Origin of the sequence: Cryobacterium sp. M15 (assembly GCF_002929675.1) — a bacterium.
GTDB lineage: Bacteria > Actinomycetota > Actinomycetes > Actinomycetales > Microbacteriaceae > Cryobacterium > Cryobacterium lyxosi.
Window position 1 is genome coordinate 71,716 of the sequence record NZ_PJJW01000030.1, and the last position, 21,447, is coordinate 93,162.

At 63.9% G+C, this 21,447-nt stretch carries 18 protein-coding genes and 1 pseudogene; 5 read left to right on the forward strand and 14 right to left on the reverse strand.

What is annotated here, in order from left to right; translation table 11 throughout:
- Positions 1 to 82 precede the first annotated feature (82 nt).
- From CXY83_RS03565 to CXY83_RS03580, 4 genes are all read right to left on the reverse strand, one after another.
- Positions 83 to 478, reverse strand: coding sequence for a hypothetical protein (locus CXY83_RS03565; protein ID WP_104196026.1), 396 nt, complete (start codon positions 476 to 478; stop codon positions 83 to 85).
- 349 nt (positions 479 to 827) lie between these two features.
- Positions 828 to 1,061, reverse strand: a complete 234-nt coding sequence (locus CXY83_RS03570) for a ferrous iron transport protein A (RefSeq protein ID WP_104196027.1) — start codon at positions 1,059 to 1,061, stop codon at positions 828 to 830.
- Positions 1,058 to 1,756, reverse strand: coding sequence for a TrkA family potassium uptake protein (locus CXY83_RS03575; RefSeq protein WP_104196028.1), 699 nt, complete (start codon positions 1,754 to 1,756; stop codon positions 1,058 to 1,060). The genes CXY83_RS03570 and CXY83_RS03575 overlap by 4 nt, the downstream gene beginning before the upstream one ends.
- On the reverse strand, positions 1,749 to 3,158 hold the full coding sequence (locus CXY83_RS03580) for a TrkH family potassium uptake protein (RefSeq protein WP_233200550.1): 1,410 nt from the start codon (positions 3,156 to 3,158) through the stop codon (positions 1,749 to 1,751). Before CXY83_RS03580 ends, CXY83_RS03575 begins: the two co-directional genes overlap by 8 nt.
- A 158-nt stretch (positions 3,159 to 3,316) precedes the next feature.
- Here CXY83_RS03580 and CXY83_RS03585 point away from each other — a divergent pair, with 158 nt between their 5' ends.
- On the forward strand, positions 3,317 to 3,967 hold the full coding sequence (locus tag CXY83_RS03585) for a hypothetical protein (RefSeq protein WP_104196029.1): 651 nt from the start codon (positions 3,317 to 3,319) through the stop codon (positions 3,965 to 3,967).
- Between the two features lie 211 nt (positions 3,968 to 4,178).
- On the opposite strand, the gene CXY83_RS03595 is transcribed toward CXY83_RS03585, so the two are convergent.
- The 3 genes from CXY83_RS03595 to CXY83_RS03605 all read right to left on the reverse strand — a co-directional run bounded on the left by CXY83_RS03595 (position 4,179) and on the right by CXY83_RS03605 (position 7,637).
- Positions 4,179 to 4,889 carry a phosphatase PAP2 family protein gene (locus CXY83_RS03595; protein WP_233200551.1) on the reverse strand — a complete coding sequence of 237 codons (711 nt, stop codon included), beginning with the start codon at positions 4,887 to 4,889 and terminating at the stop codon, positions 4,179 to 4,181.
- A 169-nt stretch (positions 4,890 to 5,058) separates the two neighbouring features.
- Positions 5,059 to 6,336: a multidrug effflux MFS transporter gene (locus tag CXY83_RS03600; RefSeq protein ID WP_233200552.1), complete on the reverse strand. Its 1,278-nt coding sequence runs from the start codon at positions 6,334 to 6,336 to the stop codon at positions 5,059 to 5,061.
- A gap of 23 nt (positions 6,337 to 6,359) precedes the next feature.
- A complete protein-coding gene (locus CXY83_RS03605; protein WP_104196030.1) occupies positions 6,360 to 7,637 on the reverse strand; it encodes an ROK family transcriptional regulator in 1,278 nt (425 codons plus the stop codon).
- A gap of 135 nt (positions 7,638 to 7,772) precedes the next feature.
- On the opposite strand from CXY83_RS03605, the gene CXY83_RS03610 reads away from it, so the two are divergent.
- Both CXY83_RS03610 and CXY83_RS03615 read left to right on the forward strand, forming a co-directional pair.
- Complete coding sequence (locus CXY83_RS03610; protein WP_104196031.1) at positions 7,773 to 8,777, forward strand: aldo/keto reductase family protein; 1,005 nt, start codon at positions 7,773 to 7,775, stop codon at positions 8,775 to 8,777.
- A 37-nt stretch (positions 8,778 to 8,814) separates the two neighbouring features.
- A complete protein-coding gene (locus CXY83_RS03615; RefSeq protein ID WP_104196057.1) occupies positions 8,815 to 9,660 on the forward strand; it encodes an NAD(P)-dependent oxidoreductase in 846 nt (281 codons plus the stop codon).
- 155 nt (positions 9,661 to 9,815) lie between these two features.
- Here the strand turns inward: CXY83_RS03615 and CXY83_RS18515 are convergent.
- The 7 genes and pseudogenes from CXY83_RS18515 to CXY83_RS03650 form a co-directional block, all read right to left on the reverse strand.
- A pseudogene (locus CXY83_RS18515) lies at positions 9,816 to 10,087 on the reverse strand (Gfo/Idh/MocA family oxidoreductase); the annotation flags it as partial.
- A 44-nt stretch (positions 10,088 to 10,131) separates the two neighbouring features.
- On the reverse strand, positions 10,132 to 11,637 hold the full coding sequence (locus CXY83_RS03625) for an alpha-N-arabinofuranosidase (RefSeq protein WP_104196032.1): 1,506 nt from the start codon (positions 11,635 to 11,637) through the stop codon (positions 10,132 to 10,134).
- Positions 11,638 to 11,696: 59 nt separating this feature from the next.
- Positions 11,697 to 14,117: a glycoside hydrolase family 3 N-terminal domain-containing protein gene (locus tag CXY83_RS03630; protein ID WP_104196033.1), complete on the reverse strand. Its 2,421-nt coding sequence runs from the start codon at positions 14,115 to 14,117 to the stop codon at positions 11,697 to 11,699.
- A 107-nt stretch (positions 14,118 to 14,224) separates the two neighbouring features.
- A complete protein-coding gene (locus tag CXY83_RS03635; RefSeq protein ID WP_104196034.1) occupies positions 14,225 to 15,112 on the reverse strand; it encodes a carbohydrate ABC transporter permease in 888 nt (295 codons plus the stop codon).
- A complete protein-coding gene (locus CXY83_RS03640; protein WP_104196058.1) occupies positions 15,112 to 16,092 on the reverse strand; it encodes a carbohydrate ABC transporter permease in 981 nt (326 codons plus the stop codon). The genes CXY83_RS03635 and CXY83_RS03640 overlap by 1 nt, the downstream gene beginning before the upstream one ends.
- A gap of 57 nt (positions 16,093 to 16,149) precedes the next feature.
- Positions 16,150 to 17,442, reverse strand: a complete 1,293-nt coding sequence (locus tag CXY83_RS03645; protein ID WP_104196035.1) for an extracellular solute-binding protein — start codon at positions 17,440 to 17,442, stop codon at positions 16,150 to 16,152.
- A 314-nt stretch (positions 17,443 to 17,756) separates the two neighbouring features.
- The gene (locus CXY83_RS03650; RefSeq protein WP_104196036.1) at positions 17,757 to 18,902 is read right to left on the reverse strand and encodes an endo-1,4-beta-xylanase; all 1,146 of its coding nucleotides are present in this window, start codon (positions 18,900 to 18,902) and stop codon (positions 17,757 to 17,759) included.
- Between the two features lie 152 nt (positions 18,903 to 19,054).
- On the opposite strand from CXY83_RS03650, the gene CXY83_RS03655 reads away from it, so the two are divergent.
- Positions 19,055 to 20,089, forward strand: a complete 1,035-nt coding sequence (locus CXY83_RS03655) for a LacI family DNA-binding transcriptional regulator (protein WP_104196037.1) — start codon at positions 19,055 to 19,057, stop codon at positions 20,087 to 20,089.
- Positions 20,090 to 20,157: 68 nt separating this feature from the next.
- Positions 20,158 to 21,432 (forward strand): endo-1,4-beta-xylanase, encoded by a 1,275-nt coding sequence (locus CXY83_RS03660; protein ID WP_198416495.1) that lies wholly within the window; start codon positions 20,158 to 20,160, stop codon positions 21,430 to 21,432.
- The last annotated feature ends 15 nt before the right edge of the window (positions 21,433 to 21,447 follow it).

Consider the following 21,447-nt stretch of genomic DNA (forward strand, 5'->3'; position numbering starts at 1 on the left):
TGGGGGGCACGTGACAGGCGTGCACTGTTTTTGGGCAGGAATTGCGTCGCGGGGTGCTCTGCCGTGGGGATCTGCTCGACTTCTAGGTCTGGCTAATGCACAGTGCGGTAAGCGTGACCGGGCGAGGTGGGGCCTCCGGGTAGCGTATTGCTACCGACTGGCGAATGCGCGGCGCGAAAGACAACACTGTGAGGGCGCTGGTCTGGCGAATCAGCGCCCGAGGCAGAACGATGCCTCGCCCGTGCTCTGCCGCCGCGCAGGGATCCGCGTCGTTGACCTGGAGTGCCGGCGCGGCCGACTCTGTTCCGACGACCTGCACGGAGCTGATCGCCGAAGTGGCAGCGCTGTTACCCGAATCGGCCAGGAGCGCCCCGTCGAGGGAGTGTCCGAAGATCAACGAGATGGTCGCGCCGATAATGGCCAGCATCATCGTCATAATGCGGCGCAGGTCACCCGCCGCCTGAAGCGCAGGGGTCATCGGGTACCTCCTTATCGGCACCTCAGGTCGTTGACGACCCGCGACCGCGAGCCTTCCGACCGCTGAAAACTCAGGTGATCTGGAAGGTAAAAAGTAGCAAGGCAATCTCTGTTTAACCTGACTAGACGGTAAATCAGCGCTAGATGTTCACGCACTCGTCACGAAACCTTCAGGAGGCACGTCGCACGCGCCACACACCTGATGGACGGGCCTGACGAAGGCTCAGCGCGGCCAGAAAAGCGCAGCGCGGCCAGAAAAGCGCAGCGTGGCCAGAAAAGCGCAGCGCGGTAGGCGTCGGGAGCGTCGTGGGCGCACGTTCTGGTTCAGATCCTCACGTCGACCGGTGGTTTCAGGCCCGGGCCCGGCGCGGTCTTTGTTCGGGCGCCGGCGGCACGAACTTCGCGGCCACCACGTCGGCCATCGCGAGTGTGACCAGTCCCCGCTTGGTCTCCACCGAAACGGATGCCGCGCTGCGGCTCCGCAGAAAGCCCAGCGCGTCCGTGTACCCACCCGGAATTCTGGTGCGCACGACGACCCGAGTGCCGAGCGGTGCATCCGCGAGAAAAACGAAGGGGGAACTCATCGCATCAGGCTGTATTCTTCGACTCGCGCAGATTCTCCGGCGATGAGAATGATGTCGCCATCTTCGATCACGGTGTCGAGCGAGGTGTAGCTCCAGCCTGCGCCGGGGCGGTGAAACGCGGTGACGGTGATGCCGTAGCGGGCACGCACCTTGGCCTGGCCGAGGGGTACGCCGATGAGCGCCCGCGGCGGTGCAGTCTTGACCAGCGCAAAATTCTCGCCGATCTCGATATAGTCCTGCATGGCGCCGCGCACCAGATGCGCAACCCGCTTGCCCATATCTTTCTCCGGGTAGATGACATGGTTGACGCCGAGCTGGGTGAGGATCTCGCCGTGCGGGTCGCTGACCGCTTTGGCCCAGATGTTCGCGATGCCCAGCTTGAGCAGCAGCGAAGCGGTGAGAATGTTTGCCTGGATATCGCCGCCGATCGCCACGACCACGCTGGAGAAGTCGGGTACCGAGAGCTCCCGCAGGGTCGCCTCCTTGGTGGAGTCGGCACGCACCACGTGGGTGAGCAGTCTGTTGTGCATCTGTACCACCTCTTCGTCCCCGTCGATGCCGAGCACCTCGGTGCCACTGTTCATGAGTTCGATAGCGAGCGCGCTGCCAAACCGGCCGAGACCGATGACGACGACCGATTCAGCTTCGGCGAGGCGGGCGGGGTCGCGGTGCCCGAACAGTGAATATTTAGCCAATGATCGGCCTTTCCTTGGGAAGTTCGTAGGTGGTGCGGCGTTCGCGCAGGGCAATGGCCGACGCGAAGGTGATCGGGCCGAGGCGGCCGATGAACATAAGCAGAATCAGGATGACCTGCCCTCCCCATGGCAGCCCCGCGGTGATCCCGGTCGACAGTCCCACCGTCGCAAAAGCGGAGATCGCCTCGAACAGCAGCGCGTCCAGAGAGATGTCGGTCAGGAGCATGAGCGCCGCCGTCGCGGCAATGATGACGCCGACGGCGAGCAGGGAGATCGTGATCGCCTCACGGTGCACCGCCCGGGAAAGCCGCTTGCCGAACACGTTGACGGCGACCTGGCCGCGCACCTCGGTCCAGATAATGAAGAACAGGACGGCGAACGTCGTGATTTTAATGCCTCCGGCGGTTCCGGCGGGGCCGCCACCGATCAGCATCAGAACGTCCATCCCGAGCAGGGTGGCGGAGTCGAGCTGGCCGATGTCGATGCTATTGAAACCGGCGGTGCGGGTCTGCACCGATTGAAAGAAACCGACCAGGAGTTTGCCCGACCAGTCCAACGGACCGAGAGTATTCGGATTCGACCATTCAACGGCGGTGATATATGCCGTTCCGAGAATGAGTAGCGCGAGCGTACCCGAGACCACGATGCGGGTATTCATGGTCCAGGTTCGAATCGACCAGGCCTGCTGTAACCAGTGCCGCGGATCCCGCCCCTGCCGCCGCAGCTGACGCCGTAGCTGCACGATCACCGGAAAGCCGAGTCCACCGAGAATGACGGCGGCGGCAATCGGCAGGCAGATCCAGGCATCCGTTGCATACCCCATGAGATTGTCGCTGAACAGGGCGAACCCGGCATTGTTGAAGCTCGATACCGAGTGGAATACCCCCAGCCAGATGGCCCGGCCAACGGGCTCGCCGTAGCCGAGCATAAAGCGCAGCGCGAGCATCATCGCCACGGTGACCTCGATCGCGAGCGAGATACGCACGACACCGACCACCAGCCCCTTCACGTCAGCGAGACCGACGCTTTTGGTTTCGGCTGCGGCTGTGATGCGCGAGCGCAGGGAGAGCTTGCGAGCGATCGCGAGCCCGACGACCGAGGCAAAAGACATGATCCCGAACCCGCCGATTTGAATCAGCATCAGAATCACGACCTGACCGAACGGTGTCCAGTACACCGCCGTATCGACGACGGTCAGCCCGGTGACGCACACCGCGCTCGTCGCGGTGAACAGCGCCTCCAGAAACGATGCGCCGCCCGGCCCGACCCGGGCGTTCGGCAGCATCAACAGCGCTGTGCCGCCGAAAATGGTCAGGGCGAATCCGGAAACGACGACCTGCGCCGGATGCAGCCGGTGCCGCTTCGTTGTGTTGCCGCGTTCGCGGATGGCCCGTGAGTGCACGGACCAACTCTACGCTGGGCGCACTCCCCGCGGGGTACCCCTGATTCCGCGATGACGGACGGTACTCGCTTCAGGCGACTTCGTCTACCCCCCTGAAATAGCAACGAGATACTGGGCTGATGTGCGGGATACTCACTTTGAGGGGTGAAACGGAACACATGATGCGCGAGGGGTTCGAGCCGGCAGTCAGGCACGTTTTGCGGCCGCGTCGCAAGCTGGTCAAGCGGTCGATTATCGCTGCACTGTCGTTGCTGGTCCCCGTTCTGATCGTGCTGTACTGGCTCACCATCCCGCGCAATACCTGGATCTTTGTCGCCGCCGTTCAGTTCGGCCTGACCCTTCTCGGCGTGATCGCTGTATTCGGGGCCCGCAGAGTGTGCGTGACCGTTGCGGCTGGGCGCTTGGAAAGCCGCAACCTGCTGGGCCGGGTGACCAACTTTGGCACGGCCGAAATTGCCAGCGTCGTGCTCGTCGAGCTGTATCAGAGCGAGATGGTCGAGACCCTCTCGCACCTGTACCTGCTGGACTCCGCCGGTGACGTGCTGCTTCGCCTGCGGGGCCAGGTATGGCCCCGCTCCGGGCTGGAGAACATTAGCGACGCACTCGGGGTGAGAGTCGTGCGGCCGCCCGACCCGCTCACCGTGTCCGAGCTGGGGCGACTCCGCCCACGGCTGGTGCACCGCTGGACTCGACACGCCGCTCGGCTGGGAAACTCATCCCCTCGCGCGTCTGCGCGGCGAGTGCCGGCTCCGTTCGGCCGTCTAGTGCCCCCGGTCGGACACGATGTCGGCCATGCGCGCAAACGGTGACGTGGTGCGACGCCCGGCAAGCTCGGCTCGATCGGCCAGTGAATAGGCACGGTAGAGGGCGGTGACGGCGAGCCAACGCAACGGCTCGGGTTCCTAGTCTCGTGCCCGATGGTTGACCCACGGCAGATCCAGGAAACCGCTGTCGCACGAATGACGAACGAGGCGTCGAACGAGACCTTGCCGTTCTACCGGAGCTCCTGTGCCGCGTTGGTCATGACGTGAGGGTTTTCTGCCGCTTCCGCTGCCGTTCGAGTCGGCGGCGGGCGGCGAGTGCACGTTCGCCATCGAGTTTGGCGGCGACCGGAGCCCACAGCACGATAGCGACACCGGCGCCGAGTAATAAGCCACCGATGGTGTCCGTGAGCCAGTGCGCACCGAGATAGGTGCGGCTGAGCAGCATCACGATCGTATACACGGCGCCGGCGAGCACCACCCAGAGGCGCGGAAAGATGATGGCGAGGCACACCGCCATAGTTGCCGCATTGGCGACATGGCCGGAAGGAAACGACCCAAAATCGGAGGTGACCAGTATGTCTTCAGGGCGGGCCCGGCCAAAGACCTGTTTGAGCAGTTGCACGCCGACCGCACTCAGCACCGTGGCCCCGAGGTAGTACCCGGCCGCCCAGGGCCGCTTGATCAGCACGAGCACGAGGATTATGACCAGCGGCACGACGAAGACGCCGAATAGGCCGCCGCCGAGCGTGTTCATGAACAGCGACGGAACCTCCCAGACCGTCATGCGATGCTCGATGATCTCGCTCATCCACTCGGCGTCAACCTCGAGGGCGGCGCCGTTTGCCCGCACGACCACGACGAGACCGAGCAGGGCGGCCAACACCATAGCGGAGATGCCGCTGACGACGGGCCAGCGACGGGAAATGTGGCGAGCTGCGGGGTCTGCAGCGCGTTCCGGGTTAGTCATTCCGCCATCGTAGGTCAGCAGCCCGTTACCGCGCCCCCCATTTTGGACGGGGCCCGGGCCCGGGCCGTGGGCCCAGTTTATAAACTGGGCCCACGGTCACACCATGGGCCCGAGCGGCTAAGACTCGAAGGGACCCAAGACTCGAAGGGGCCCGAGCGAGCGCCTCGGGCTAGCGTTCGAGTGCTGGCACGCTTCTCGGGCGCACGATCAGCCAGAGCGCAAGAATTGAGATCACGGCGGTGACGCCCATGACGGATGCCATCGGTATCGCCGTGCCCACTCCGAGCAGTCCCACAATCGGCGAGATCAGTCCGGCCACACCGAAGTTCGCGGCGCCGAGCAACGACGCGGCGGTTCCGGCTTCGTGTCCGTGGGCGTTGAGCGCGATGACCTGCACGCTCGGCAGGGTGAAGCCACAGGCCGCGATGAAGAACCAGAGCGGCACCAGGATACCCCACAGCCCAATGCCGCCGAGGTCGAGCAGCACGATCGCACCAGCGGTGATCACCAGCACAACCGTGGAGACGGAAAGAATCCACTGCGGCCCGATGTTGGACCGGTGCATCAGGCGCGAGCTCAGCTGCACCCCGGTGACCACACCGAGGGAGTTGATGGCGAACAGCAGACCGTACTCCTGCGGACTGAACGCGTACACGTCTTGGAACAGAAACGGTGAGGCCGACAGGTAGGAGAACAACCCGGTGAAGGTCATCGCCCCGATGATCGCGACGCCCACGAAGGTGCGGTCGCTCAGTACCGCTTTGTAGCGTTGGCCGAGGGTGCTGTGGCCCGTCGCGTTGCGTTCGCTTTCGGGCAGGGTTTCAACGATCCAGAAGGCGACGGCCAGAATCACGATGACGCCGTAGGCGGCCAGTACCCAGAAGATTCCCCGCCAGCTCATGACGAGCAGCAGCTGCGATCCGATCACCGGTGCCAGCACCGGCGCGAGGCCGCTGACCAGCGCGAGACGGGAGAGCATCTTGACGAGCGGCTTGCCGCCGAACAGGTCCCGCACCATGGCCATGGCAACGACGGCGCCGGCCGCGGCGCCGAAGCCCTGCAGCACGCGGAAGATGGCGAGCACGATGATGTCGTTCGATAGGGCGGCGCCGACGCAGGCGAGAATGTGCACACCGGTAGCGAGCATGAGCGGGAGTCGCCGCCCGACCTTATCGCTCCAGGGGCCGACGACCAGCTGCCCGAAACCGAAACCGATCATGGTGCCGGTCAGGGTGAGCTGGATGACCGACGGCAGCACGCCGAATTCGTTTTCCAGGGTCGGAAAGGCCGGCAGATACAGGTCGATGGTAAACGGGCCGAGCGCCGTGAGCGCCCCGAGAATGAGTATGTAGACGATGCGCTGGCGCCGAGTCAGTTTGTCCCCGGGATGCGCGGCGGTGGAGGCAAGTTGCGCGGCGCTAATCACGGGGATGCTGGCAGTAATCACGAAAACGAATGTCCTTGGCTGGTCTAGAGAGGCTGGATGGCGGCGGGCGGCGCGATTTCGGGCGACACGGCCGCAGTGGCACTTCCGGCCGCCCTTACGCTAAGCGGGGACAGACCCGAACTATTCCCACTTTCGGACTGTGGATCGAGAAGCAGCGTTTCGAACGCCAGTTCGGCGGCACCGATCAGGAGCAGATTCGAGCCGAGAAGCGCGGGGGCGATCTGCACCTCGTCGAATGCAGTCCCCAGCGCCAGTGCGGCCACCGCGCCCGTCAGGCGCCCGGGGTCGACCACATAGAGCGCGGCGAGGAAGCCGCCCAGCACGATGAGTTCTGGGTTGAGGATGTTGACGGCGCCGGCTAAGGCCACGGCCAAGAAATCGACCTGCCGGTTCACTTCGGCGCGTACCGCGGGCGCGGTGGAGGCGAGCAGTGCGCCTTCGAGGTCGTCGGCATCCGTTTCCCCAGCGGGCAGGCCGAGCACGTCAAGGAGCGCGCCGCGGGTGACCTCGGCTTCGAGAGTGCCGGCGATACCGGCCGAGTCGGTGCGGCAGCCCGCGCTCACCCTGGTATGCCCGAATTCCCCCGCGTAGCCCGCCCGTCCGCCGGCCGCCACTCCCCCGACGACGAGGCCGCCACCGATGCCGCTCGAGCCGCCGTTGAGGTAGATGAGATCGGTCATTCCCTGCCCCGCACCGAAATAGCGTTCCGCCGTGACGCCGAGGCTCGCGTCGTTGGCGGCCACGACGGGCAGACCGGTGACCTCGGCGAGCAGGTCGCAGAGTGGTTCGTCGACCCAGCCGAGATGTGGAGCGTTGCGAACCAGACCGTCGTGTGCACGCACCAGGCCCGGCACAGCCACACCCATTCCGATTATGGAATACTCTCCGAACTCGCGCCGCAGGTCGGTGACAATACTCGCCGTGATAGCGACCGCCTCGGCGACCGTCGGCGTGGTTGGCGTGGCGAAGCGGATGCTCCGGTGCACGACTCCGCTGAGGGCGACCACTCCCACGGTGATCGCGTCGATTTCAGGATTCACCGCGATGGCCACAACGCGGTCGCTCGCCGCCACGATCGGGCTCGGGCGCCCGGCAAGTTTGGTGGGGTCGGGAGTGCGTTCCTCGACCAGGCCGCGTTCGACCAACTCTGCGACCAGCGCGCCGATGGTCGACCGGTTCAAACCGGTCAGGCGGGTCAGCTGGGCGCGCGACGCCGCGCCACCGCGGTGTACGAGGCGCAGAATGATCGACAGGTTATGCCTGCGCACATCATCATGGTTGTTACCCTGCATGGCGTCCATTGCTCTCGGCTTCCCGCTCGCTTTTTCGGTCAGAAGTCAGGTTACTGCGCCGGATGAGCTCGATGGATGATACGTTGCCAATGTCAACAAATCATCGAGGGCGCTGGCAGATACGAGGCGCCAGACAGGGACGTCATGGAGTTTCGATACCTCGGCAACAGCGGATTGAAAGTTTCGGAGATTACCTACGGCAACTGGCTCACCCACGGGTCCCAGATCGAGAATGACACGGCAACGGCCTGCGTGCGAGCGGCCCTGGATGCCGGAATCAGCTCGTTCGACACCGCAGACGTCTACGCGAACACCATCGCCGAGCAGGTATTGGGCGATGCCCTGCGCGGCGAACGCCGCCAGTCCCTCGAAATCTTCACCAAGGTCTTCGGGCCGACCGGTCCCAAGGGACACAACGACACCGGCCTCTCTCGTAAGCACATCCTCGAGTCGATCGATGGCTCGCTCACGCGGCTGCAAACGGAGTACGTCGACCTCTACCAGGCACACCGGTACGACGTGGAAACCCCGCTCGAAGAGACGATGCAGGCCTTCGCCGACGTCGTACGCCAGGGCAAGGCCCTGTACATCGGAGTGAGCGAGTGGAACGCCGAGCAGTTGCGCGCCGGCCACGCCCTCGCCACTGACCTCGGCATTCAGCTCATCTCCAACCAGCCGCAGTATTCGATGCTGTGGCGTGTGATTGAATCCGAAGTGGTTCCGGCCTCCGAAGAACTCGGCGTCTCGCAGATCGTCTGGTCCCCGGTGGCTCAGGGCGTGCTCACCGGCAAGTACCTGCCGGGTCAGGCTCCCTTGGAAGGCAGCCGGGCAACGGATGCCCAGGGCGGCGCCAACATGATCAAACGTTGGATGGATGAGCCGGTGCTCACCGGCGTGCAGAAATTGCGCCCGATCGCCGACGAACTCGGACTGAGCATGGCGCAACTCGCTCTCGCCTGGGTGCTGGCGAATAAGAACGTTGCATCCGCCATCATGGGCGCGTCCCGCCCCGAGCAGGTCGCCGACAACGCGAAGGCCGCCGGTGTGCACCTCGACGCTGATGTGCTCACAAGGATCGATGCGGCCGTTCGCGACCTGGCCGAGTTCGACCCGCGCAAGACCACCTCGCCGGAGCAGCGCGAGGTATGAGCCAGCCGCATCCGCTTGTGAGACTGAGGGAGTGTTCATGAGAATTGCCGTCACCGGTGGTAGTGGCAAGCTCGGCCGTAGCGTGGTTACGCGCCTGGCGAGCGAGGGGCATGAGGTCACCAATCTCGACCAGTCGGGAGTTCGCGGTTCCGGATTCACCCGGATCGACCTGACCGATTATGGCCAGGTCGTCGACGTGATGTTCGGCATCGACGACCGCACAGACGGGTTTGACGCGCTCGTGCATCTGGGCGCAATCCCGGCCCCCGGCCTGTTGCCCGACGTGGCCACGTTCCACAACAACATGCTCGCAACCTTCAACGTCTTCCAGGCCGCCCGCCGGGCCGGAATCAAGACGATCGTCTATGCCTCGAGTGAGACGACCCTCGGACTGCCATTCGACATCGACCCGCCCTACATTCCCGTCGACGAGGAGTACCCGGCCCGCCCGGAGAGCACGTATTCGCTGGTCAAGCATCTCGAGGAGCAGATGGCTATCCAGCTCGTGCGCTGGGATCCGCGGCTGAGCATCACGGCGCTGCGCTTCTCCAATGTGATGGACGAAGACGACTACGCGGCATTCCCCGCATTCGACGATGACGCCACCCTGCGCAAGTGGAACCTGTGGGGCTACATCGACGGTCGCGACGGCGCCCAAGCCGTGCTGCGCGCGCTCGAACAGGCCCAGCCGGGTTTCGAGACGTTCATCATCGCCGCCGCCGACACGGTGATGAGCCGGTCGAGCGCGAGCCTGGCCGCCGAGGTCTTCCCGAACGTCACCGTGACGAAGACGGTGGGCGAACACGAGACCCTGCTGTCGATCGACAAGGCGAAACGGATGCTCGGCTTCGCCCCCGAGCACAGCTGGCGCGACCACGCGTAGTTCGCCGCGGCAGCAACGCGACCTACCAGTTGCTCGGCACAGCGCCTTCGGGAACGAGATCCGGCCGCTCGACCGTGCTGGCCAACTCAATGACCGTGTGGTCGTGGCCAGCCCGCACTACGGCGCTCATGATCTCCACGACGTGAAAAACCCCCCGGGTACCAGAGCTCATGCCCGGCGTGGTCCAGAAAGCCGATGCCGCCACCGGCATTCCGATGCGGCCACCGTCGAGCAGTGCCCGGGCGATCTGCACGCCCGTGCCCAGCACGGTATCGGGAGCCGATCCCACCCGCAGCCCGCATTCGTCGGCGAGCGTGAGCACCGGGGCAGCTTGGCCGGGATTGAGCGCCAGGGGCTTCTCTCCGTAGACGTGCTTGCCGGCGGCCGGCGCTCGCAAGGCGACCGCTGCATGGACCGCGGGAATGGTGGATGACGGTAGCGCCGATGACGGTCTTCATCTCCCAGCCGTCGTCATTTGAGGGCGATCGCTGACCAAGAGACCGGGGGCAGTGTCACGGTCAGCGCACCGTCCGTGAGAACAGCACCGGCGAGCGAGCGCAAGCCGACCCGCGTCTGATCAGCCAGCGTGTTCTTGGCATACGCATCTGCATCGTGCAGGCTGACCGCCTCATCGATAACGGATGCGCCCAGCTCGGCCACATCGATGGTCACCTGCAGCGACTCGGTCTGGCTGCGGTTCACCAGGAACACCGCAGCCCGGCCGCTTTCCTCGTCAAAGGTCGCCACGGAATCCACCAGCGGAGCCGCGCCGTAAACGGCAGTCTCATATATGCCGACGTCGATTCGGGGCCGCAACACCTCGCCGCGGGCCAGCCGCGACGTGACCGAAAATGGGAAGAACGTGGTTTGACGCCAGGATGCCCCACCCGGTTCCGTCATGATCGGCGCAATCACGTTCACCAGTTGAGCCAGCGATGCCGACCCGACCCGGTCGTGATTCTTCAGCAACGTGATCAGCAGGTTGCCCAGCACCACGGCATCCGCTACCGAATAGGTGTCTTCGAGCTGACGCGGCGCAACGCGCCACTCATCGTTGACTTCCTCAGAGGCCCGGTGTTCGTCGAGGTACCAGATGTTCCACTCGTCGAACGAGATCTTGATCGTCTTGTTGCTGTGCAGCTTGTTCTTCACGTGATCGCCCGTCGACACGACGGTGTCGATGAAATACTGCATATCCAGCGACGACGCGAGATACGAACCCAGGTCCCCATTGCGCTCCTGATAGTAGGCGTGCGCGGAGATATAGTCGACGTGCTCGTAGCTGTGCTCGAGGACGGTGCGCTCCCAGTCACCAAAAGTCGGCATCGTTGACCCCGAGGACCCACAAACCACGAGCTCCAGGTTCTTGTCGGCGGCCTTCAGCGCCTGCGCCGTGCGGGCGGCCAACTTGCCGTAATCATCGGCCGACAGATAGCCGGTCTGCCACGGGCCATCCATCTCATTGCCCAGGCACCACATACGAATGTCGTGCGGTTCGCTCGTACCGTTGACAATGCGCTGGTCGCTGAGCGCGGTGCCAGACGGATGATTGGCGTACTCCAGCAGATCCAGCGCATTTTCGATGCCCCGCGTGCCGAGATTGACGGCCATCATGAGCTCGGAGCCCGTCAGCTTGCACCAACGCGCGAACTCGTCCAGGCCGACCTGATTGGTTTCGAGTGAATGCCAGGCCAGGTCCCGGCGCACCGGGCGCTCGTCCTTGGGCCCGACGCCGTCTTCCCAGCGGTAGCCGGAGACGAAATTCCCGCCGGGATAGCGCATGGTCGATGACCCCAGCTCCTTGACCAAATCAATCACATCCAGCCGAAACCCATCGTCATTGGCGCTTGCGTGACCGGGCTCGTAGATGCCGTCATAGACACACCGGCCCAGGTGCTCGACAAAGGAGCCGAAGATGCGGCGATTGATCGGGGCGACGAGCATCGTGCGGTCGATGGCAATCCGTGCCTGGGGCATTGGTGCGTACTGCCTTGATTCGTGAGGTGGATGGAGGGGAGCTTTTTCGTCGTTCATGTTCAGGCCGACACCGATGATCGCACCAGCGCGTCTTGACGAACATCCACCATGCGCAGATCCGCCGCGGTGACCTCATGAACATCGCCGGTGATCGCAACGGTGGCCCGGGCCGTTGACACGCCGGGGATGCGTCGCACCCGTGCTGTTTTCTCGCTGACGATCGCGCCGTTGGTGGCCTCTTCTGCCCGCGCACCATCCGAGGCGGCCGAGTGCGAAGCGAACCACACCTCGACATCGCCGGGTTCGACGACCTTGACCATGCGCCGGTCGCTGAAAGCGAATCGACTCGCCGGGACCGAGAAAGTCAACCGCACGGACTCCCCCGCATCGAGTTCCACGCGGGAGTAGCCGAGCATTTGCACCACCGGCCGGGCTACCGTGCCGTGCACGTCGTGCCCGTACAGCTGCACTGTCTCGGAGCCACAAACGGCGCCGGTGTTGGACACCGTCACCGCAGCCGTGAAGACGCCGCCGGCCGCCACGGCAGTATCGACGTCGAGGTCAAAATAGTCGAAGGAAGTGTACGACAGACCGAATCCGAAGGGGAATAGCGGCGTCGAATCGGTCGCGGTGACGTCGGACGGCCCGCCCAGAATCGGGTGCAGATATGAATACGGCTGCGCGCCGACCGAGCGCGGCATCGAAACCGGCAGGCGCCCCGACGGATTCACCCGGCCCATGATGATGTCGGTAATTGCCAGACCGCCGCCCTCACCGGGAAAGAATGCCTGGAGTACGGCAGCCGGGGCTGTGCTCGCACCCTCGACAGCCCACCCGATCGCGTACGGCCGCCCGGTCAAAAGCACCATGATGACCGGTGTTCCGGTCGCGATCACGGCCTCGACCAGTTGGCGTTGAAGGCCGGGCAGCTCCAGAGATTCGGAGTCATTGCCCTCGCCGACGGTGCCACGACCAAAGAGGCCCGCCTGGTCGCCCACGACGACGATGGCCAGTTCGCACGACGACGCAGCGTCCACGGAGGCAGCGAAGCCGGAGTCGTCGTCGCCCTCGACGGCGCAACCTGCAGCGTAGACGAATTCCGGCACGGCGAGGCCGGCCGTTTCGAACGCACCGGGGAGCGAGTCCAGAACCGTCGGGATCTCGAAGCCGAGTGGCAGATCGGGATAGCCGGAGAGCACATGGTTCGCAAAGGAGTAACAACCCTGAAGGGCCTCGGCCCGGTGGGCGTTGGGACCGATGACCGCTACCTTCGAGAGCGGTCGTGCCCGCCGTTCCAGCGGCAGTACGCCGTCGTTCGACAGCAGCACGACGGATTCCTCGGCGAGTCTGCGGGCCAGCTCTTTATGGCGCGGCGAGTCAAGGTCGATGTCCGTCGGCGGCTCACCCTCGAAGGCGTCCTCATCGAGAAGCCCCAATTCTTCCTTCTGCGCGAGAGCACGCAACACCGCGCGGTCGACATAGGCCACATCGAACTTTCCCGCACGGATGCGATCAGCCAGGGGCTGCAGGTAGGCGTCGCCGGTTGGCAGTTCGATGTCGATGCCCGCTTCGAGCGCCAGCGCCGCTGCTTCGCCCCGATCGGCCGCGACGGCATGCATGACCTCAAGGAAAGCCACTGCGAAGTAGTCGGCGACGACAACGCCGTTGAATCCGATTTTGTGGCGAAGTACACCGGTGAGGTAGTCGGCATTGGCCGCCATCGGAATTCCATCGACGTTGGTATACGAATTCATGACGGACTTCGCGCCGCCGTCGAGGATCGCCATCTCGAACGGCGGCAGGAAGACGTCTGCGATCTCTCGTGGGCCGGCGTGTACCGGCGCATGATTACGACCGGCGCGCGATGCGGAGTATCCGAGGAAGTGTTTCAACGTCGCGTGCACCCCAGCTCCCTGAAGGCCGCGCACGTACGCCGTACCGACGGTGCCGACGAGATACGGGTCCTCTCCGATGCACTCATCGACCCGACCCCAGCGGGGATCACGGATCACGTCGAGCACGGGGGCGAGACCCTGGTGAATGCCCAGTTCTTTCATCGAGTCGCCGATGACGCCGGCCATCTCCTGCACCAGCGCTGGGTCGAACGAGGCGCCCCAGGCGAGCGGCGTCGGGAAGGTGGCCGCCTTCCATGCGGCGAGTCCGGTCAGGCATTCTTCGTGCACGAGCGCGGGGATTCCCAGTCGCGTCTCACGCTTGAGGCGGCGCTGCTCACCCCACAGCCAGGCGGCGCGTTCCGCCGGCTCAACGGGGCGTGTGCCATAGACGCGGGTGTAGTGCCCGATGCCATGCCTGGTCACCTCGGCGAGGTCGGTAGACGCCTTCTGCCCCGCAGCCATCTCGCCCTGCATGGGCGCGACGACGCCGCTCTGGTCCAGCCAGTAGCCAACGATCTGGGCGAGCTTCTCTTCGAGGGTCATCCGAGCATGGAGCGCGCGTACGCGTTCAGACACGTCGGGCATAGCTAAGACTGTTTCAGTCACGAATTCATCACTTTCATTCAGGGTCAAATATGCGGTTAGTCCACCGCGCGCAAGCAGCACTTCACGGCCCGCACTGCGCGTACGGCTCAGCCCTTGACCGCCCCGGTCAATCCGCCGACGATGCGGCGCTCGAACAGTGTGAAGAAAATGAGCGCCGGGATCATAGAGAGGGAGGTGAAAGCCAGGACGCTCGCCGTGTCCACCGAATACTGCGAGGCGAACGCCTGCACACCCAGCGGCAGGGTGTACGTCGATTGGTCGCTCAGGATGAACAACGGCAGTAAGTAGCTGTTCCAGCTGGCGACGAAGGCGAGGATACCGGTGGTCACGACGCCAGGAATCGACAATGGCACGACCATGCGAAAGAAGAAGCCGAGGCGGCTCGCACCGTCGATCGACGCGGCCTCCTCAATCTCATCTGGAATCGCTTTGAGGAACGGCACCAGGATAATGACGGTCACTGGCAGGCCGAACGCAATTTGCGGCAGGATCACACCGGCCAGGCTGTTCATCAGTCCCAGGTCCTTGACCAGGATGTAAAGCGGCGTGATTGCAACGGTCATCGGAAACATAAGCCCGGCCGCGAACAGGGAGTACATCGCCGCGCGCCCCTGGAAGTGGTAGCGAGCAAGTACAAAGCTGACCATCACACCGAGTACCACTACGCCGATCGTCGTCGTGATGCCGACGATGGCCGAGTTGCCGATCTGCTGCCAGAAGGTCGTACTCGACAAGACGTTGAGATAGTTATCGAAACGCCACGGGGTCGGAAACCCTGCGGGCGACGAGGTGATCTGGGAATTGTCGCGGAAGCCCCCGGTCACGATGTAGAGAACCGGACCCAGGCTCAGGGCAATGAACAGGAAGGCGATGAAGTAGGTGACGGGGTTGCCCCACTTCTGGCGTTCGCGAGTGCCGCGTACCTCGGGCAGTTCCTCCTCGAGCATTGGCCTCACACTCGACGTTGCGGACATTATTTCTGCCTCTCGGTGAGCGCGCCAGCCGTGTCGCGTCGCAATACGAAGCGCTGATAGGTCAGCGCAATGACGAGTGAGATCAGGAACATGACGACCGCGACGGCGCTGCCGTAGCCGAAGTTGCCCGACGTGCGACCATTCGCGACCATATATGTCGCCATGGTGGATGTTCCCGCTGTCGAAGCGACGTACTGGCCCCAGATGATGAAGACGAGATCGAATAACTGGAGCGACCCGATGATCGAAAGGAATGCCCAGATTCGCAGTGTCGGGCCGAGCAGTGGCAGGGTGATGTGGCGCTGCACCTGCCAGTAGGTCGCCCCGTCAATCGACGCCGCCTCAAAAAGCTCCTCGGGGATGCTCTGAAGTCCGGCGAGGAACAGGATGACCGCAAAGCCGACGTACTTCCAGGTGATGATGACCATCAGCGACCAAATGGCGATCTTGGGATCCGAGAGCCAGTCGACCCTGAACGTACCCAGCCCGACAGCGGCCAGGAGGTCGTTCACCGCGCCATTGGTCTGGAGCATCAGTCCCCACCCGATGCCGACGATAACCTCCGAGATGATGTACGGCACGAAGATCAGAACTCGTATAAGGGATCGTCCTCGGATCTTCTGGTTGAGCAGCAGTGCAAGGAAGATCGCGATCGGCAGCTGGAAAACCAGTGACAGCACGACGATGATGCCGTTGTGGAGCACCACTTCGTGGAATGCGCTGTCTGCGAAGATGATGAGGTAGTTGCCCCAGCCGACGAAGTCGGTTGCCGGCCCATAGCCCTTCCAGCGAAAGAAGCCATAGTAAGCGGCCAGGATGACGGGAAAAATCACGAAGCCGACGAAGACGATGATTGCCGGCCCGGAGAGGATCGTGATCTCCAGGCGCTTACGCCAGTCTGCCGTTTTTCGCGTAGGGCGCGGTGTGGCCGGGGACGACGCACGAGGTGCGCCATCCCCAACCTTCCCCGTGCCCGGCATCGGCCGCTCGTCGGTCAACGACGCGGCGCCTGCGGACTCTTTTCTCATGGGTTCGAGTTATCCCTTGGCTGCTGCCGCGTTGACGCCTGAGACGAGGTCCGCTGCCCCACCCTTGCCGGCAAGCATGTCGACGACGCCGGTGTTCAGCGCGGTACCGACATTCTGGCCGAACAGGGTATCCAGCCATACCGTCACGTACGGTGCATCGTTGTAGGCCTTCAGAATGGATTGCAATGCGGGATCAGCCACGACGCTCTGGGCATCCGTATTAGCCGGAAGCGTGTGGAATGCGTTTGCGTACCCTTCCTGCTGTTGCTTCTGCATGAAGAAGTTGAGGAAATCGGTGCACTCCTGCTTGGGAGCTTGTGCTGAGCAGGTGAATCCGTCCACGCCGCCCATCATCGCGCCCGGCGTACCGTCGCCGCCTGTCACCTCGGGGAAGGGGAACCAGCCGAGGTCGGGTAGCGGCTTCTGGTCAGGGGTCAGGCTGGCGATCACACCCGGGTTCCAGGCACCCATGAGTTCCATCGCTGCCTCATGATTGGCCAGGAGGCCAGCCGAGCTGCCCGCTCCCTGCTGCGCCGAGGTGGTGAGGAAGCCTTGGTTGAACGGCTCGGTCTTCACAAATGTTTGCATGTTCTCACTTGCCTGCAGCCAGCACGAGTCGTCGAACGTCTTGGTCTTGGCGGCCTCGTTCATGGCGTCCTGCGAGCACGCTCGCTGGGCGAAGAAGTAGTACCAGTGCGCAGCGGGCCAGGCGTCCTTCGCGCCCACGGCGATCGGCGCAACACCGGTGGCCTTGAGCTTGTCCACCGCAGCATCAAGCTCATCCAACGTCGTTGGCACGGCATCGATGCCGGCCTCCGCGAAGAGGTCTTTGCTGTAGAAGATGCCACCAGGGAGCACCGCGGTCGGCATGCCGTAGATCTTGCCGTCAACCGCGAACGCGCTGAGCACGCCTTCGGGGACTGCCGCTTTGGTGACGTCGTCAATGGAATCGGTGATGTCCATGGCCTGTCCGGCCGCTACAACGTCTGCCAGCTTGCCGCCGCCGCGTGCCATGAAGATGTCCGGGGCATCGCCGGAGTTCAGCGCGGTCTGGAGCTTTCCATCCATCTCCTCGTTCTGGACGGACTGCATCTCGATAGTGACCTTCGGGTTCGCCGCTTCGAACTCGCTGATCGTCTTTTCCCAGTAGGCCTTGCCTTCTCCGGTCGTTGAGTTCTGCCAGAAAGTCAGGGCGACGCTGTCCCCCTGACCGCTGTCGCCGCCACTGGCGCAACCGGAGGCGAGTAGTGCGGTACTCGCGGCCAGCGCGAGAATACCCGCGAATCGGTTTTTCCTCTTCATTGTGGAATCTCCTTAATAGTGATGACCGACATACGTTACTTACCTGCTGCATACAGCGCTTCTCAGGATGGATCCGGCGTTGTCAATCGATATCGATATCGATTTCGATAACGTTTTTTACTTCGACGACAGCCCTCAAAGAGACTCTGCCGAAAGTGACTTTGCGGCCGGGCCGATGTCCATCGGCGACCACGATCACCTTGGGACCGCGACAGTCCTGGGCGGCAAAGCCACCAGGTACACGCCCGGATGGATGTGCCCCGTGCGTTCCGAATCGAGTGCTGCTGAACGTGAACTGCTGCCTTATGAGGTATTCAAGCGGCGTTCCGCAGTACCTCGCGCAGCGCCTCGTACTGCGGCTTGGGATTGGAATGCAAGTCGAATATCAGCCCGGCACCCTGCCCGGTGAACCAGCCTGGGATCCACGAGTTCGCGTCCGAGACGCCCCACGCTGTAAAGGAGTTGCACGCCTCGACGGCCAGGCAGGCCTCAAGGGTGCGCGCCCAATAGTCCACCTGCTGGGCGCCCTCCGCGGCGTCCGCCGGTGTGTTGGTGTAGGTACCGTTCGGCTTCTGGGTCACGAAGGTGCGCACATCCACCTCGGTCAGTGCGACCTCGATGCCCTGGTCAGCGAACCGCTGCAGGTTGCTCTGCAGGTCGGGGAAGCCGTACTGGGTGTCCAGGTGGCCCTGGAAGCCAACGCCCTGGATCGGCACGTCGTCGGCCAGCAGTTCCTGGACGAACGCGTACGCGGCGTTGCTCTTGGGACCCGTGAACTCGAGGTTGTAGTCGTTGTAGAACAGGAGGGCCGCGGAGTCGGCCTCGTGCGCCCAGCGGAACACGTCGGCGACGTACTGCTCGCCGGGCAGGCCCAGCTCCTCGTACGCCTGGTACCAAAGCGTCTCGCGGAAGCTCCCCGCGGCATCGTCGTTGAAGATTTCGTTGACGACGTCCCACTGCTGGATGTCGCCGGCGAAGTGCTCGGCGACGGTCCGGACATGGTTTTCAAGAATCGCGCGCAACTCCTCAGGGCTGAAGTGGCCGGTCGTGAGCCAGGTCGGCAGCTGGTTGTGCCATACGAGCGTGTGCCCGCGGACGACCTGGCCGTTGGCCTCAGCGTTGGCGATGAGCGCCTCCGCCGCCGCCCAGTCGTACACGCCGGGTGCCGGGTTGATGGCCTCCCACTTCATGACATTCTCGGCCGTCACGCTGGAATACTGGGTGTTGACGATGTTGCGATACTTGCCGTTCTTCGCCAGCAGGTCCGCGTTCACGGCGACGCCGAACTCAATGCCGGCCTCTTCGGCGAGGCCACGCAGGGTGTCCTGACCGATGACGCCCGAGTGCTGCGACGCACTCGGGTCCGCCGGCGGCGCGGGGGCAGCGAACGCCCCGGTGGGGACGACCACCAGCGAAGCCAGTGCCAGGGCGGCGACGGTGATGAGATGGGTAGTGCGCACTATATGCTCCTTTGCATAGGCAGCCGGTGGCACTGTTTGGATATCGTTATCCACCGGTCAGGTGAAGGCTAGCAGGGTATGTTTTGCGGGTCAACAAATTCTCACGGCGGCAGTGAGTCGGGTGTGTCACACCGCGCTGTACCCTGAGCATTATGAACAGCGATGTCAACCGATCCCCCCCGCTCGGGCGAGTAACAATCGCCGACGTCGCTCGCGAAGCCGGCGTTTCCGTGCCGACGGTGTCAAAGGTTGTCAATGGGCGCTACGGCGTCGCGCCCGCGACCTTCAAGCGAGTGACCGAAGTCGTCGCCGCACTCGGCTATGAGACCTCGCTCGTGGCGGCGAGTTTGCGGCGACAGCGCACCAACGTGATCGGAATCCTCGTCCCCGAATTCGAGTCGTTCTCGGCCGAACTCCTCAAGGGCATCTCGACGGCTGCCACCGGGACCGGCTATGAGTTGCTCGCGTATTCGGCCCTCGCTCCGGGCGGTATCAGTGCTGGCTGGGAACGCCGATCCCTATCCCGCCTGGCCGGCACGCTCATCGACGGCGCCATCATCGTCACGCCGACGTTGCTCATGCCGACGACCTCGATCCCTGTCGTTGCTATTGACCCGCATGACGGGCCGGGCGGACCTTCCACGATCGACTCGGACAATATCGGTGGCGCCCGGGTCGCCACCGGACACCTCATCGAGTTGGGACACCGCCGCATTGCCCATATCCGCGGGCGCAGCGACCTCGCATCGGCCCAGTTGCGTGAGGCCGGCTACCGCGAGTCTCTGGAGAACGCCGGCATACCGTTCGACTCAACGCTTGTCTGCGACGGTGAATACCAGGCTGCCTTGACAGCCACGGCGGCCCGCGAATTACTGATGCGTCCGGATCGACCGACCGCGGTGTTCGCCGCCAACGATATGTCCGCGCTCGGCGTGCTGGACGCGGCACGCGAACTCGGACTTCGGGTACCGGAGGACGTTTCCGTCATCGGGTTCGACGACGTTCCCGAAGCCGCGAGCTCGAAGCCGCCGCTGACGACCATGGCCCAGCCGCTGCTCGACATGGGAGCACAGGCCCTGCGCATGCTCGTGAAGTTGCTCGACGGCGAGGACATACCCAACCATGTCCAGCTGCCCGCTGAACTCGTGGTCCGGGCGAGCACTGGCCCCGCGCCAATCGGATTCTAACTTTTCATTGGACACATAGCTAGATATGTTCGGCGGGACAACATTCGATTCCAGAAAGTGACTCTGCAATGATGCGCTCCACTGCTTTCTCGGCGACCTCGGCACCCACCCATCGGATCTGCCAATCCGTCGTGACCGTGACGGATGCCTCGGGTGCTCCCCTGGCGCACGCCGAGGTCGTCGTCTCGCAGGTAAGCCACGCCTTTGGTTTTGGCAATATCGGATTCGATTTTCTCGGCCTTGCAAACGGCGAGCCCGACGAGATCGGCACCGAGAGCCTGGCCGAGCTGTATGCCGACCTCTTCAACACGGCAACACTCCCGTTTTACTGGGGCCGCTTCGAGCCCGTGCGCGGGGCACCGGACACCGCTCGGCTGCAACAAGCCGCTCGTTGGTTCCGCCAGCGTGGCGTGACCCTCAAGGGGCATCCGCTCGTCTGGCACACGGTGCAACCCGACTGGCTGCTCGGCCTGACCCTGCAGGAGGTCGAGCGGCTGCAGCGCGAACGCATCCGCCGCGATGTTGCCGACTTCGAGGGGCTCATCGACACCTGGGACGCCATCAACGAAGTCCTCATCATGCCCGTGTTCGCTAACGGCGACAACGGCATCACGCCGCTGGCTCGCGCCCGGGGGCGCGTTGCGATGATCCGCATGGCGTTCGAAGAGGCGCGGGCGGCCAATCCCCATGCCAGGCTGCTGCTCAATGACTTCGATCTCTCAAGCGCCTATGAGGACCTCATTGAGGAGGTTTTGGAAGCCGGCATCGAGATCGATGCCCTCGGGCTGCAGACCCACATGCATCAGGGGTATTGGGGCGAGGACGTCATGCTCGAGATGGTCGACCGCTTCGCCCGGTTCGGTCTGCCGCTGCACCTGACCGAGTCATCGCTTGTCTCAGGCCACCTCATGCCGGCCGACATCGTGGACCTGAACGACTACGAGATTCCCGAGTGGCCATCCACTCCCGAGGGCGAAGCGCGTCAAGCGGACGAGCTCGTACAACACTACCGCTCGCTCGTGTCGCACCCCTCTGTCGAGGCCATCACCTACTGGGGCATCACCGACGCGGGCGCCTGGCTCGGCGCACCGATCGGGCTGGTGCGTGCCGACGGCACTCCAAAGCCGTCATACCAAGCGTTGCACGGGCTGGTCAAGGGCGAGTGGTGGTTGGCTCCCACGACCGTGGTGACCGACGCGGAGGGTAGGGTTACGGTCAAGGGATTCTCCGGCGAATACCAGCTCAGTTCTGGTGTCAGCTTCGCTGCTGGGGCACAGCCCACCCGGTTCACTCTCCGTTCACAGGAACAACAAATTCGCGTCACCCGTCCATCGATCGGCTAATCTCTCGGCGCTGGT

What these genes read in the sequence shown, in the direction of transcription:
- CXY83_RS03565 (WP_104196026.1), bottom strand. Translation starts at nt 478, where the DNA reads ATGACCCCTGCGCTTCAGGCGGCGGGTGACCTGCGCCGCATTATGACG.
- CXY83_RS03570 (WP_104196027.1), bottom strand. Translation starts at nt 1,061, where the DNA reads ATGAGTTCCCCCTTCGTTTTTCTCGCGGATGCACCGCTCGGCACTCGG.
- CXY83_RS03585 (WP_104196029.1), top strand. Translation starts at nt 3,317, where the DNA reads ATGATGCGCGAGGGGTTCGAGCCGGCAGTCAGGCACGTTTTGCGGCCG.
- CXY83_RS03595 (WP_233200551.1), bottom strand. Translation starts at nt 4,889, where the DNA reads ATGACTAACCCGGAACGCGCTGCAGACCCCGCAGCTCGCCACATTTCC.
- CXY83_RS03605 (WP_104196030.1), bottom strand. Translation starts at nt 7,637, where the DNA reads ATGGACGCCATGCAGGGTAACAACCATGATGATGTGCGCAGGCATAAC.
- CXY83_RS03610 (WP_104196031.1), top strand. Translation starts at nt 7,773, where the DNA reads ATGGAGTTTCGATACCTCGGCAACAGCGGATTGAAAGTTTCGGAGATT.
- CXY83_RS03615 (WP_104196057.1), top strand. Translation starts at nt 8,815, where the DNA reads ATGAGAATTGCCGTCACCGGTGGTAGTGGCAAGCTCGGCCGTAGCGTG.
- CXY83_RS03625 (WP_104196032.1), bottom strand. Translation starts at nt 11,637, where the DNA reads ATGCCCCAGGCACGGATTGCCATCGACCGCACGATGCTCGTCGCCCCG.
- CXY83_RS03630 (WP_104196033.1), bottom strand. Translation starts at nt 14,117, where the DNA reads ATGCCCGACGTGTCTGAACGCGTACGCGCGCTCCATGCTCGGATGACC.
- CXY83_RS03635 (WP_104196034.1), bottom strand. Translation starts at nt 15,112, where the DNA reads ATGTCCGCAACGTCGAGTGTGAGGCCAATGCTCGAGGAGGAACTGCCC.
- CXY83_RS03640 (WP_104196058.1), bottom strand. Translation starts at nt 16,092, where the DNA reads ATGCCGGGCACGGGGAAGGTTGGGGATGGCGCACCTCGTGCGTCGTCC.
- CXY83_RS03645 (WP_104196035.1), bottom strand. Translation starts at nt 17,442, where the DNA reads ATGAAGAGGAAAAACCGATTCGCGGGTATTCTCGCGCTGGCCGCGAGT.
- CXY83_RS03655 (WP_104196037.1), top strand. Translation starts at nt 19,055, where the DNA reads ATGAACAGCGATGTCAACCGATCCCCCCCGCTCGGGCGAGTAACAATC.
- CXY83_RS03660 (WP_198416495.1), top strand. Translation starts at nt 20,158, where the DNA reads ATGATGCGCTCCACTGCTTTCTCGGCGACCTCGGCACCCACCCATCGG.